Raw genomic sequence first — 13,679 nt, forward strand, 5'->3', positions numbered from 1 at the left:
CGGACACTCATTCGCTAAAATTGCTATTCCTTGCACGATATTACCTCTCGCTCGATTTACTTGCTTTCTTATCAATCAGCATTGTTCTGCGGACGTGCTTCTTGGATTTACATTGCTGCAATATACTATTGCGACGCACCTGCTTCCCTTCCTTTCCATAAAAAATTCAAAAATCCTTATACACTGGACGAATATTCGCAAAAATTAAATGAACGAAAAATATTGACAGTTTTAAGAAGAAATAGTATCATTATTGTTAACTGTTCGACAGAATATATATACAAGAACAGAATTTGTTTTTTATGAAGGGAAAGAAAACTATGAAAATGACAAACTTCAGATGGAAGGTAGCGTGGCTGATCTTTGCTATCAGCTTTGTATCCTACATGGACCGCGTTAACCTTTCTGTTGCAACACCCGTAATCATGAAGGAATTTGGCTTTACTAAAATTGATATGGGCCTCATTCAATCCTTCTTCTTCGCTGGTTATGCTTTGATGCAGGTTCCCGGCGGTATGGTTGCCGAAAAATTCGGCCATCGCTTTACCGGTTCTATCGCCTGCGCCTGGTGGTCAATTTTTACTGCTTTAACTGCAGTAGCAAGCGGTAAGTACACCTTTGCAATTGTACGTTTGATGTTTGGCTTGGGCGAAGCACCGATTTATCCTGCGTTCGCTATGGCGGAACACAAATGGTTTAATAAAGACGAAAAGGGCAAGGCAAGCTCCTTTATTCTTAACGGCTGCTTCTTTGGTCCTGTAGTCGGTCCTGCTGTTGTAGTATGGCTGATGACAACCTTTGGCTGGCATCATGTATTCCTTAGCTTCGGTGTAGTCGGTCTGCTCTTGGCTTGGGCTTGGCATAAATATGTTACTGATGATCCGAAGGACAGTCCTTATGTTAATGAAGCAGAATTGGCTCACATCAACGAGGGCCGTGTGGAAGCAACCGGTGAAAAACAGATTGCTCCGTGGGGCAAGCTGCTGCGTTCTTCCCAATTCTGGGCTTTGGGCATTCAGTTCCTGATTACCGATTACATTATGTACGTATTCTTGGCATGGCTGCCGATGTACCTCATGGAGGTGCACAAATTCTCCTTAGCTAAAATGGGTATTTGGGCTGCTGCTCCCTGGATTTCTCTGATGGCTGTGGTTACTCTTTGCGGTCACTATTCCGATAAACTGCTGCGCAACGGCATGTCTCAGAACATGGTTAAGACTGCAACCGGTGCTGCTGGCATTCTGCTGTGTGCAGGTGCACTGTACATTTCCACCCGTACTGCTGATCCGATGATGAATGTTCTCTGGCTTTCCGTATCCTTAGGCTCTCTTGGTCTGACCATGAGTGCTTCCTGGTCCAGTGTAATCACCATGGGCGGCAAATTTGCAGGCTCTGTATCTGGTTGGATGAACTTCTGGGGCAATATCGGCGGCGTACTGGCTCCGACCGTTACTGCCTGGTTTGCAACCAACTATGGCTGGCAGGCTGCTTTGGCAGCAACTGCTGTAACCGGTATCTGCGGTGCCATTGCCTGGTTCTTTGTAAAGCCTGATAAAGCAATTGTATAATAAGAGATAAGCTATAACGCTTTTAAGACAGACACCTCGACATGCTTTAAGTATATCGGCGGTGTCTGTTTTTGATTATGCTATTTTCTTATACTGGACAAATAGCGCGATATGCTGTATAATATCCTAGAAGTTCATAACAGACAGTTCGTAACCATCCTGTCTATAAATAAAACTACGGGCGATGTACTGGCGCCGGCCGGTATTTTTTATGTATGCAAGGATTTCGTCTGTAGATGACGGAATCCTTTTATATTTTGTGGACTTTGCCCGCTCGTTATCGGGAGGAAAAAATGAAGGTTTTAGTATTATTAAGCGGTGGCGTAGACAGCTCAACCTGTCTGGCACTGGCAAAAGAAAAATACGGTGATAATGTTCTGGCCTTGTCGATGTCCTATGGTCAGAAGCATGCTAAGGAGCTTGCAGCAGCGCAGGCTATTGCCGATTATTATCATGTGGAGCTGCTGCATATGGATTTGTCGAAGATTTTTGCACACAGCAAATGCTCTCTGCTCCAGGGCTCGGAGGAAAGCGTTCCGCACGCATCTTATGCAGAGCAGCTGAAGGAAAGCAAGGGTGAGCCTGTCAGCACTTATGTACCGTTCCGTAATGGCTTGTTCCTGTCTGCTGCGGCAAGTATTGCCTTGGAATATGAATGCAATGAGATTTACTACGGGCCCCATGCCGATGATGCTGCAGGCAACGCTTATCCTGATTGCAGCGTCGAATTTAACGAGTCGATGAATTTGGCAGTATATCTGGGAAGCGGCCGCAAGGTGCGTTTGGTTGCTCCCTTTGTCGACAAAACAAAGAAGGATATAGTTGCCGAGGGCTTGCGTCTTGGCGTTCCCTATGAGCTTACATGGAGCTGTTATGACGGTGACGAAAAGCCCTGTCACAAGTGCGGTACCTGTATTGACCGTGAAGCAGCCTTTGCTGCCAACGGTGTTGTTGATCCCTTAGCAGAGGTTTAAAGGAGGTAAGGATAATGAAGAGTTTAAGTAACCAAAAATTAGTATTTTCCGCATTATGCATTGCTTTATATATTGTTGTGATGATTTGTACCCAAAGTTTTGCTTTTGGTCAGTATCAGATTCGTATTGCTACTGCGTTGTATGGTCTGAGTGCTATTTTCCCGTTTCTGATTCTGCCGTTTGGCTTGGCAAACGTTGTCAGCAACACGGTGATGGGCGGTCTTGGTCTGCCGGATATTATCGGCGGGTTCATTGTGGGTATCGTAACGACCAGCATTATTGTGTTTGCTAAGCGTCGTGGCTGCGGCAACTGGATTATCTGGGCTGCGGTTACCTTTGTACCGGGACTTGGTGTTCCTGTATGGTTGAGTGTACTGCTGGATATTCCCTATCTGGTGCTGGCAAGCAGTCTGCTGATTGGTCAGTGCATCTGCGGTATTGCGAGTGTAATGCTGGTTACCGCTTTGGAACGTGTGGGAGCAGGCAAACTGTTTGCATTTGATGGAGGTAAACAATAATGACAAGTGGCAGAAGTAAAGAAGAATTACAGGGCGTAAGCCTGTTAGGCAATAAAACTGCTTATAAAAGCGATTATGCGCCGGAGGTTTTGGAATCTTTCCCAAATAAGCACCCGCAAAATGATTACTGGGTTAAATTTAATTGCCCGGAATTCACCAGCCTTTGTCCGATGACAGGACAACCTGATTTTGCGACTATCTATATTTCCTATGTTCCGGACGAACGTCTGGTAGAAAGCAAATCTCTGAAGCTGTATCTCTTCAGCTTCCGTAATCACGGTGATTTCCATGAGGATTGCGTAAACATCATTATGAAGGATCTTATTAAGCTGATGGAGCCTAAATATATTGAGGTTTGGGGCAAATTCCTGCCGCGCGGCGGTCTGTCCATCGATCCGTATGCCAACTACGGCAAGCCGGGAACCGAATGGGAGCAGGCTGCGAAGAAGCGTCTTTTCATGCATGATATGTATCCCGAAACAGTTAATAACAGATAAAAAAATTTTGAGCTGTTGCGTAATGCGGCAGCTCTTTTTTTGTGCTTTGTGAACAAATCAGCAGAAAAAACTATTTTTAGACAGTTTAAGTTAGCGATAGCTAATCAAAGACTGATTTTAACAAAAATTTTTCGATAAACACTAATACAGCACTTTATTTCTTAATTAGAGTATGCTATAATGAGCTATAGACAAATAATTCACTTATTTGTATTGAATCTGTGGGACACGAAAAGTACCACGAGGGACAAAACACGTCAAGGGATGTAACTGGTTATGGATAGTATTATTAATCTGCAAAAGAAAATTGTACCGGAGCTGACTGATTTGCTCGTACAGCGTTACCAGATTTTGCGTCAGGTGAGTCACGAAGCGCCGATAGGCCGACGTGCGCTGGCTGCAAGACTGGGACTCAGCGAAAGAGTGCTGCGTGCTCAGGTTGATTTTCTCAAGAAAAGCGGCTTGCTGGATTTTTCTTCCAGCGGCATGAGCGTAACTGATGAGGGAGCGGATATTCTTAAGGAGCTGGCGGATTATGTACGCAAGCTGCAGGATATTTCGTTTTTGGAAAGCACTCTCAGTGATACGCTGAAGATTGGCAAGGTTGTCATTCTTCCCGGCGATTCCGATCAGGAGGATGTTGTCAAACGCGAAATCGGCCGTACTGCAGCGCATATTCTCAGCAAGCTGCTGAGCGATGGCAATAAGCATATAGTTGCTGTCAGCGGCGGTACTACTATGGCAGCGATGGCAGCTAATGTTTCCGGTTCCCAGCCTAATACGGTGGTTGTACCGGCTCGTGGCGGCTTGGGTGATAACGTGGAACTGCAGGCCAATACGATTGCAACTGTCCTGGCGCAAAAGCTCGGAGCATCCTACCGTCAGCTTTATGTTCCCGACTGTGTAAGCGAGGATATCTTAAACAGTATTCTTAAAGAGGATATCGGTGTACGTGCTGTCGTTGATATTATCAAGCAGGCGGATATTCTTGTCCACGGTGTAGGCCGTGCCAGTGTTATGGCAAGACACAGACGCTTAGGCAGCGAGGTAATTGCCAAGCTGGAGGCGGACGGTGCTGTAGGCGAGGCGTTCGGTCAGTATTGCGCTTTGGACGGCAGACAGGTTTATATGACTAATAATGCCGGCCTGATGCTGCAGGATTTGCAACACATCGGCACAATCATCGGTATTGCCGGAGGTAAATCGAAGGCTGCCGCAATTTTATCGGTTATTCGTGCTTCCAGACAGGATATTTTGATTACCGATGAGGCTGCAGCGCATGAGATTCTCAAAATGGCTAAAGAGCAATAAACAAGTGAAGCTCTTAAAGTATTAATTTGTTACTGAGCACATTTGTGCAAAATTTAGATTCTCTCAGAATTAAGGAGGAAATTATTATGACAAAAGTAGGTATTAATGGTTTTGGCCGTATCGGCCGCGAGGTTTTCCGTGTAGCATTCAACAATCCTGAAGTAGAGGTTGTTGCTGTCAACGATCCTGGCGACATCACCGCTTTGGCTCACCTGTTGAAATATGACTCTATCCATGGCACCTTCAATCATGAAGTCAGCATCGAAGGCAACTACATTATTGTTGACGATCGCAAAATCGAAGTATTTGCTTGCCTGGATCCTGCACAGATTCCTTGGGGCGAAGCAGGTGCTGAAATTGTTGTAGAATCCACCGGCCGTTTCACCGAAGCTGCAAAGGCTGCAGCTCATCTGCATGACACTGTTAAAAAGGTTATCATCTCAGCTCCTGCAAAAGGCGAAGATATTACCATCGTTATGGGTGTTAACGAAGACAAATATGATCCTGCAAAACACAACATCATTTCCAACGCTTCCTGCACCACCAACTGCCTGGCTCCGTTCACCAAAGTATTGCTGAACAAATTCGGTATCGAAAGCGGTCTGATGACCACTGTTCACTCCTACACTAATGACCAGAGAATCCTGGACCTGCCGCATAAAGACCTGCGCCGTGCTCGCGCTGCTGCTTGCTCCATCATCCCGACTACTACCGGTGCTGCAAAAGCAGTTGCTCTGGTTCTGCCGGAACTGAAGGGTAAACTGAACGGCTTTGCAATGCGCGTTCCGACTCCGAACGTTTCCATCACCGACCTGACTGTACTGCTGCAAAAAGACACCACTGCCGAAGAAATCAACGCAGTGCTGAAGGAAGCTGCTGAAGGCGAACTCAAAGGCATCATGGGCTACAGCGACGAACCGCTGGTATCCCGCGATTACAACGGCTGCCCGCTGAGCTCCATTATCGACGGCCTGTCCACCATGATGGTTGGTCCTCGCATGGCTAAGGTTGTAAGCTGGTACGACAACGAATGGGGTTATTCCAACCGCGTAGTTGACCTGGCTGCTTATATTGCTAAAAAAGGTCTGTAATAAAGGAGATTCTTATCCGTGGATAAAAAAACTGTACGTGACTTAGACGTTGCCGGTAAAAAAGTACTGGTACGCGTAGATTTTAACGTTCCTCTGAATGATAAAGGTGAGATTACCGATGATACCCGCATCACCGCATCTCTGCCGACCATTCAATATCTGTTGGAGCAAAAGGCTGCTGTTATTTTAATGGCACATCTCGGCCGTCCTAAAGGACAGGTTAAACCGGAATTGTCTTTGGCTCCCGTAGCTAAGCATTTGGGCAAGCTGCTGGGCAAAAAGATTCTGTTTGCTCCGGACTGCGTAGGCGAAGCTGCACAGGCTGCTGCCAGCAAGCTGAAACCGGGCCACATCCTGCTGTTGGAAAACCTGCGTTTCCATAAGGAAGAAGAAAAGAACGACATGGAATTTGCCGAGAAGCTGGCTTCTTTGGCAGACCTGTATGTCAATGACGGCTTCGGTGTATCTCACCGCGCACATGCTTCTGTAGAAGGCGTAACCCACTTCCTGCCTGCAGCTGCAGGCTTCCTGCTGGAAAAGGAAATCCAGTATGTAGGTCAGGCTGTAACCAATCCGCTGCATCCTTTCGTTGCTATTATCGGCGGTGCTAAGGTAAGCGACAAAATCGGCGTTATCAGCAACCTGCTCGATAAGGTTGATACCCTGCTTATCGGCGGCGGTATGGCTAACACCTTCCTGGCTGCACAAGGCTACAAAATGGGCAAGTCCCTGGTAGAAGAGGATAAGCTGGACCTGGCTAAAGAGCTTTTGGCTAAGGCTAAGAAAAATAAAGTAAATATGCTGCTGCCTACCGATCTGGTAATGGCTGCTGCATTTGCTCCCGACGCCGAGCATGTAACCGAAAAGGTGAAAAACCTGAATCAGGCTTATATGGCTCTGGATATCGGTGCGGAAACCAGCAAGGCTTATGCGGAAGCTCTGGCTGACGCTAAGATGATTGTATGGAACGGACCGATGGGCGTTTTTGAAATGGATGCATTCTGCAAGGGTACCGAGGCTGTAGCGAAGGCTGTAGCCAAGAGCCGTGCTACCAGCATTGTCGGCGGCGGCGACAGCGTTGCTGCTATCGAAAAGCTGGGTCTGGCTAAACGCATTACCCACATTTCCACCGGTGGCGGTGCTTCTCTGGAATATCTGGAAGGCAAGGTACTGCCCGGCGTTGCTGCGCTGGATGACCTGCGCCGCAAAATGATTGCCGGCAACTGGAAAATGCACAAAACCGTAAGCGAGGCTGTAGCGCTTGCTGAGGATATTGTTATGGAAACTAACGGTACCTTGAACGAGGTTGTTATTTTCCCGCCGTTCACCGCACTGGAAACTGTTGCGGATGCTATCGACGGCAAGCACGTAGGCTACGGCGCACAGGATTTGCATTGGGAAGACAAGGGTGCCTTCACCGGCGCTGTTTCCGGTGCGATGATTGCCGATATCTGCGCTGAATATGTTCTCGTTGGTCACAGCGAACGCCGTACCATTTTCGGTGAGAACGAAAAAATTGTTGCCAGCAAGATTATTGCCGCTTACCGCAACGGCCTGAAGCCGATGCTGTGCGTTGGTGAAAATCTGGCTGAGCGTGAAGCAGGCAAAACTGCCCGCAAAATCAATATGCAGCTGAAGAGCGCTCTGCGTGTAATTTCTGCAGAGGATGCAGAAAACCTTGTTGTTGCTTATGAGCCTATCTGGGCTATCGGCAGCGGTAAGGCTGCTACTCCGGAGGATGCTTTGGAAGTATGCACTCTGATTCGTGAAAAAATAGGCAAAATCTTTACACCTGATATTGCCCGCAAGGTTCGTATTCTTTACGGCGGCAGTGTTAATGAAAAGAACGCTGCTTCCTTCAACCTCAGCGGTATTGACGGTGTGCTTGTTGGCGGTGCAAGCCTGAAGGCTGACACCTTTGCCGCAATCGTAAGAAGCTTTTAATAAGACCTCGGAGAAAGCACCTGTTGCTTTCTCCTTCGTCTTTAGGAATTTGATAATGAAAAAACCAGTTTTACTAATGATTCTAGATGGTTGGGGCATTGCTCCCGCAGACAAAACAAACGCTGCGGCGATGGCAAAAACTCCTAACCTGGACAGTTATTTTGCAAATTATCCTCATACAACCTTGGAAGCCAGCGGCAAGGCTGTCGGCCTGCCTGCAGGTCAGATCGGTAATTCCGAGGTAGGTCACCTGAATATCGGTGCCGGCCGCATTATCTACCAAAGCCTGACACGCATTGACAAGGCGATTGAGGATGGCGATTTGTATAAGAACAAAGAGCTCAGCAGGGTGATGGACGAAACGAAGCAGGCAGGCAAGGCGCTGCATCTTCTGGGACTGTTATCCGACGGCGGCGTACACAGCCACATTGAGCATCTTTTGGCACTTATCTGCATGGCTAAGGTTAAAGGCCTGACCAAGGTTTATGTGCATGCCTTCCTGGATGGACGTGATGTCGGTCCGAAAACAGCTTTGGAATATATCCATGAGCTGGAAGATGGCATGGCGCAGATTGGCGTAGGCAAGATTGCTACCGTCAGCGGACGCTATTACGCAATGGACCGCGACAAGCGCTGGGAGCGCGTGGAGCGTGCCTATAAAGCACTGGTGCTGGGCGATGGCGGCAAGGCTGCAAGCGCTGCTGCCGGCGTAGAAGCATCCTATGCCGCAGGTGTAACGGATGAGTTTGTTGAACCCTTCACTGTTGACGGCGTAGATGGCAAAATCACTGCCGGGGACGGTGTGATTTTCTTCAATTTCCGTCCTGACAGAGCACGTGAAATTACCCGTGCGCTGCATGATGAGGACTTCCCGTATTTTGCACGTCCCGAGGGCGCACGCCCTGTAAATTATGTGTGCATGACGCAGTATGATGCTACAATTACCGCACCGGTAGCCTTTCCTCCGGAGGAGATTAAGGATACATTGGGTGAGGTGTTGGCACAGCATGGACTGCACCAGCTGCGCATTGCGGAAACCGAAAAATATGCGCATGTAACCTTCTTCTTCAACGGTGGTGTGGAAGCTCCGAATGCTAATGAAGAGCGTATTCTGATTCCTTCGCCGAAGGTTTCAACCTATGATTTGCAGCCGGAAATGAGCGCCGAAGAGGTTACGCAGGCACTATTGGCAGAGCTGGATAAGGATAAATTTGATGCGATTATCTTGAACTTTGCAAATCCGGATATGGTTGGTCATACCGGTGTGCTCAGCGCTGCGATTACCGCTATGGAAAAGGTTGATGACTGTGCCGGACGCATTGTACGCAAGGTGCTGTCCCTTGGCGGCAGTGTGTGCATTACCGCGGACCACGGCAATTTGGAGAAGATGGCCGAAAGCGACGGTTCTCCGAACACCGCGCATACCACTAACCCTGTACCGTTTATTTTAGTAAGCAAGGAGCAGCACAAGCTGCATAACGGCATTTTGGCCGATATTGCACCGACGCTGCTGCAGCTGCTTAATATTAAACAGCCTGTCGCTATGACAGGTAAAACTTTGATAGACTAATCATGAGGTGATAAGAAATGGCAATGATTACCGAAGTTTACGCTCGCGAGATTCTGGATTCCCGCGGCAATCCGACCGTAGAAGTTGAAGTATGCCTGGAAGACGGCGCTATGGGACGCGCTGCTGTTCCTTCCGGCGCATCTACAGGTGTACACGAGGCTGTAGAGCTGCGTGACGGCGACAAAGAGCGTTACCTGGGCAAGGGCGTTACCAAAGCAGTTGATAATGTTAACGACATTATTGCCGAAGCAATTATCGGCTTGGACGCAACCCGCCAAACCGAAATTGACGAGCTGCTGGTTCGCCTGGACGGCACTCCGAACAAGGGCCGCCTCGGCGCTAACGCTATCCTCGGCGTTTCCATGGCTGTAGCTAAGGCTGCCGCTGCTTCCGTAGGCCTGCCGCTTTACCTGTACTTAGGCGGTGTTGCTGCCAAAGAGCTGCCTGTTCCGATGATGAACATCTTAAACGGCGGCGAGCATGCAGACAACAACGTTGATATTCAGGAATTCATGATTATGCCGGTTGGTGCTAAATCCTTCAGCGAAGCACTGCGCATGAATGCTGAGATTTATCATAACCTGAAGGCACTGCTGAAGGAAAAAGGCCTGAGCACTGCTTTGGGTGATGAAGGCGGTTTTGCACCGAACCTGAAATGCAACGCAGATGCAATCGAGGTTATCCTCGAAGCAACCGAGCGAGCAGGCTACAAACCGGGTAAGGACATCGTTATGGCAATGGACGTTGCTTCTAGCGAATTCTATGTAGACGGCAAATACAAAATGACCGGCGAAGGCGTAGAAATGACCAGCGAAGAAATGGTAGATTATCTGGCAGGTCTGTGCGAGAAATATCCTATCATCTCCATCGAAGACGGTATGGCTGAAGATGACTGGGACGGCTGGAAGAAGCTCACCAAAAAGCTGGGCAAAAAAGTTCAGCTGGTTGGCGATGACCTGTTCGTTACCAACGAAGAGCGTCTGGTTCAGGGCATTGAAAAGGGCGTAGCAAACGCTATTCTGATTAAGGTAAACCAAATCGGTACCTTAACCGAAACCTTCAACGCTATCGAAACCGCAAAACGCGCAGGCTATACCTGCATCATCTCTCACCGCAGCGGTGAAACCGAAGACACCACTCTGGCAGATATTGCTGTTGCTGTAAACGCTGGCCAGATTAAAACCGGTGCTCCGGCACGTACCGACCGTGTTGCCAAATACAACCAGCTGCTGCGTATCGAAGAGGATCTCGGCAAGGCTGCAAAATATAACGGCATGAAGGTTTTCTACAATATTAAATAAAATTTGACAAAGCAATACAATTGCGCTATAGTTAACTCGAAAAGAGATTGTGCAAATGTCATAGTTCGCACGCAAAAAGAAAAGCCCCGGGATTGCGCCTCGGGGTTTTTCATTTTAAGCTGACTGTGCGCTATTTTCGGTCTAACCATTTGCAAATATAATAGCTGATTATACCTGCCATATCAGAAAGAATAAGAGATTGAGCAAATTCTGCCATAATTTACCATTTTCCCGCTGGAAAGAGTCGCAGCAAATATAATATAAAATAATCTGTGAAAAAAATACTAGCTTTATAATTGGCTTTATGGTAAAATACTATGGTACAAAAATATGAGGAGGTAAGCTCTGTGATTGAAACTGTCTTGATGGTTCTTGAAGTTATCGTTTGCATAGCACTCATTGGCGCAGTTCTGCTGCAGTCCGGAAAAGGCGGCGGTATGGGCAGTACTTTCGGCGGCAGTGACGGTGCTTTTTTTGGCAAGGGCAATGATCTGGATACACTCATGGCGAAGGCCACGATTTACTTAGGTGTTGCATTTGCTGTTATTACATTGGCGCTGGCAAAAATCAACGCTTAAGGCTGACGGGGTTTCCTGTTTTCCGCACTCATCATGTTACCAAGAGTGCAACCGCACTCTTAAAATTTTAAATTTTTTTATAAAAAGAAAGGGGTTTGGGTCTTGAATTTCTTAATGATCTCCATTGTTGTCGGCCTCATTGCACTCGCAGTTGCACTGATGCTGAGCAGCGCAATCGGTAAGGCTCCTGCTGGTACAGCACGTATGCAGGAAATTGCCGGTTACATCCACGAGGGCGCTATGGCGTTCCTGTTCCGCGAATACAAAGCACTGTCTGCTTTCGTAATCGTTGTTGCTATCGTAATTTCTATGTTCTTATCTCCGCTTACTGCAGTATGCTTCGTTGCAGGTGCAGTATTCTCCGTATGTGCAGGCTACATCGGCATGACTGTTGCTACCAAAGCTAACGTTCGTACTGCTGCAGCTGCTCAACATGGCGGCATGCCGGAAGCTCTGAAAATTGCTTTCTCCGGCGGTGCTGTTATGGGTCTGGGCGTTGTTGGTCTGGGTATCGTTGGTGTTGCTGCTGCTTACATGCTGTTCGGCAACATTGATATCGTTACCGGCTTCGGTCTGGGCGCAAGCTCCATTGCATTGTTCGCTCGTGTTGGCGGCGGTATCTACACCAAAGCTGCTGACGTTGGCGCTGACCTGGTAGGTAAAGTTGAAGAAGGTCTGCCTGAAGATGACCCGCGTAACCCGGCTACCATCGCTGATAACGTAGGCGATAACGTAGGCGACGTTGCAGGCATGGGCGCTGACTTGTTCGAATCCTATGTAGGTGCTATCATCTCCGCTATTACTCTGGGTGCTGTTGCGTATCCCGGCGGCGAAGGCATTATGTTCGTATTTGAGCTGGCTTTCGCTGGTATCATTGCTTCCCTGATCGGTGTATTCTATGCTCGCAGCAGCAAATCCACCAATCCGCAGGCTGCTCTGAACCATGGTACCTATGTTGGCGGCGTAATCGTAATTGCTGCTGCTTACTACCTGTCCACTTCCATCTTCGGTAACACTGCTGCATTCGTAGCTATTGCTTCCGGTCTGGTTGTTGGTCTGTTAATCGGTAAAATCACCGAAATCTACACCTCTGCTGATTATGCTTCCGTTAAGAAGATTGCTGAGCAATCCGAAACCGGTCCGGCAACCACCATCATCTCCGGTCTGGCTGTTGGCATGTATTCCACCTTCCTGCCGATGATCTTCATCTGCGTTGGTGTAATCCTGGCATTCTTCACCATGGGCGGTGCTAAAGATGCAGGCATGGGCCTATTCGGTATCTCCCTGGCTGCAGTTGGTATGCTGTCCACCACCGGTCTGACCGTAGCAGTTGACGCTTATGGTCCTATCGCTGATAACGCCGGTGGTATCGCAGAAATGTCCGAGCTGCCTCCTGAAGTACGTGAAATCACCGATACCCTGGACTCCGTTGGTAACACCACCGCTGCTATTGGTAAAGGCTTCGCTATCGGTTCCGCTGCTCTGACTGCTCTGGCTCTGTTCTCTGCTTATGCACACACTGTAGGCCTGAAAGCAATCGACCTGCTGAACCCTGTAACCCTGATCGGTCTGTTTATCGGTGCAACCCTGCCGTTCGTATTCGGTGCTATGACCATGGAATCTGTTGGTAAAGCTGCTTACCAGATGATCGAGGAAGTTCGTCGTCAATTCCACGAAATCCCCGGCCTGCTGGAAGGCAAAGCTAAAGCTGACTACCAAAAATGCGTAGACATCTCCACTGCAGCTGCTCTGCACGAGATGATTATGCCTGGTGTTATCGCTATCGTTGCTCCTCTGCTGGTTGGCTTCCTGTTCGGTACTGAAGCTCTGGGCGGCCTGATTGGCGGCTCTCTGGCTTCCGGCGTACTGGTTGCAATCCTGATGGCTAACGCTGGCGGTGCATGGGATAACGCTAAGAAGTTCGTAGAAGCTTCCGGCCGTAAACATACTCCGGTTCATGATGCAACCGTAGTAGGCGATACTGTAGGTGACCCGTTCAAAGATACTTCCGGACCTGCAATGAACATCCTGATCAAACTGATGACCATTGTATCCCTGGTATTTGCTCCTGTACTGGCAGCAAATGGCGGCATCCTGCTTGGCCTGTTCAAATAATTTTATAGTTAAGCTATATTCACGCTGCTGCAGCATTAGCTGCAGCAGCTTTTTTGTTGTGCTTATGCTGTAATACAGCTTTTTGATAAATTTATACATTTGTAGGCAAATGCTTTTTACTTTAAAATACAAGTGTAACAGTAAAACAAAATTCAAGTAAAATCAATAACAGATTAACAGAGCTAGCGTAAAGTTTTTGTAGGAAAAACGGG

General features: G+C 48.0%; 11 protein-coding genes. All 11 read left to right on the top strand.

Going from position 1 to position 13,679, the window contains the following annotated elements; translation table 11 throughout:
* Positions 1–302: 302 nt before the first annotated feature.
* The 11 genes from HMPREF9443_RS06745 (at position 303) to HMPREF9443_RS06795 (ending at position 13,467) form a co-directional block, all read left to right on the top strand.
* Positions 303–1,568 carry an MFS transporter gene (locus HMPREF9443_RS06745; protein WP_009145813.1) on the top strand — a complete coding sequence of 422 codons (1,266 nt, stop codon included), beginning with the start codon at positions 303–305 and terminating at the stop codon, positions 1,566–1,568.
* A gap of 293 nt (positions 1,569–1,861) precedes the next feature.
* Positions 1,862–2,542, top strand: a complete 681-nt coding sequence (queC, locus tag HMPREF9443_RS06750; protein ID WP_040565221.1) for a 7-cyano-7-deazaguanine synthase QueC — start codon at positions 1,862–1,864, stop codon at positions 2,540–2,542.
* A 14-nt stretch (positions 2,543–2,556) separates the two neighbouring features.
* Positions 2,557–3,060, top strand: a complete 504-nt coding sequence (locus HMPREF9443_RS06755; protein WP_009145816.1) for a QueT transporter family protein — start codon at positions 2,557–2,559, stop codon at positions 3,058–3,060.
* Positions 3,060–3,557 (top strand): preQ(1) synthase, encoded by a 498-nt coding sequence (queF, locus tag HMPREF9443_RS06760; RefSeq protein WP_009145817.1) that lies wholly within the window; start codon positions 3,060–3,062, stop codon positions 3,555–3,557. Before HMPREF9443_RS06755 ends, queF begins: the two co-directional genes overlap by 1 nt.
* 276 nt (positions 3,558–3,833) lie before the next feature.
* Entirely contained in the window at positions 3,834–4,868 is a 1,035-nt protein-coding gene (locus tag HMPREF9443_RS06765) for a sugar-binding transcriptional regulator (protein WP_009145819.1), read from the top strand.
* Positions 4,869–4,951: 83 nt separating this feature from the next.
* Complete coding sequence (gene gap, locus HMPREF9443_RS06770; RefSeq protein ID WP_087942312.1) at positions 4,952–5,959, top strand: type I glyceraldehyde-3-phosphate dehydrogenase; 1,008 nt, start codon at positions 4,952–4,954, stop codon at positions 5,957–5,959.
* 18 nt (positions 5,960–5,977) lie between these two features.
* On the top strand, positions 5,978–7,903 hold the full coding sequence (gene tpiA / locus HMPREF9443_RS06775) for a triose-phosphate isomerase (RefSeq protein ID WP_009145821.1): 1,926 nt from the start codon (positions 5,978–5,980) through the stop codon (positions 7,901–7,903).
* Between the two features lie 55 nt (positions 7,904–7,958).
* Positions 7,959–9,473 (top strand): 2,3-bisphosphoglycerate-independent phosphoglycerate mutase, encoded by a 1,515-nt coding sequence (gene gpmI / locus HMPREF9443_RS06780; protein WP_009145822.1) that lies wholly within the window; start codon positions 7,959–7,961, stop codon positions 9,471–9,473.
* Positions 9,474–9,490: 17 nt separating this feature from the next.
* Entirely contained in the window at positions 9,491–10,774 is a 1,284-nt protein-coding gene (gene eno, locus HMPREF9443_RS06785) for a phosphopyruvate hydratase (protein WP_009145823.1), read from the top strand.
* A 347-nt stretch (positions 10,775–11,121) separates the two neighbouring features.
* Positions 11,122–11,352 (top strand): preprotein translocase subunit SecG, encoded by a 231-nt coding sequence (gene secG, locus HMPREF9443_RS06790; protein ID WP_210684771.1) that lies wholly within the window; start codon positions 11,122–11,124, stop codon positions 11,350–11,352.
* A 114-nt stretch (positions 11,353–11,466) separates the two neighbouring features.
* Positions 11,467–13,467: a sodium-translocating pyrophosphatase gene (locus tag HMPREF9443_RS06795; RefSeq protein ID WP_009145825.1), complete on the top strand. Its 2,001-nt coding sequence runs from the start codon at positions 11,467–11,469 to the stop codon at positions 13,465–13,467.
* Positions 13,468–13,679: the final 212 nt, after the last annotated feature.

Origin of the sequence: Phascolarctobacterium succinatutens YIT 12067 (assembly GCF_000188175.1) — a bacterium.
GTDB lineage: Bacteria > Bacillota > Negativicutes > Acidaminococcales > Acidaminococcaceae > Phascolarctobacterium_A > Phascolarctobacterium_A succinatutens.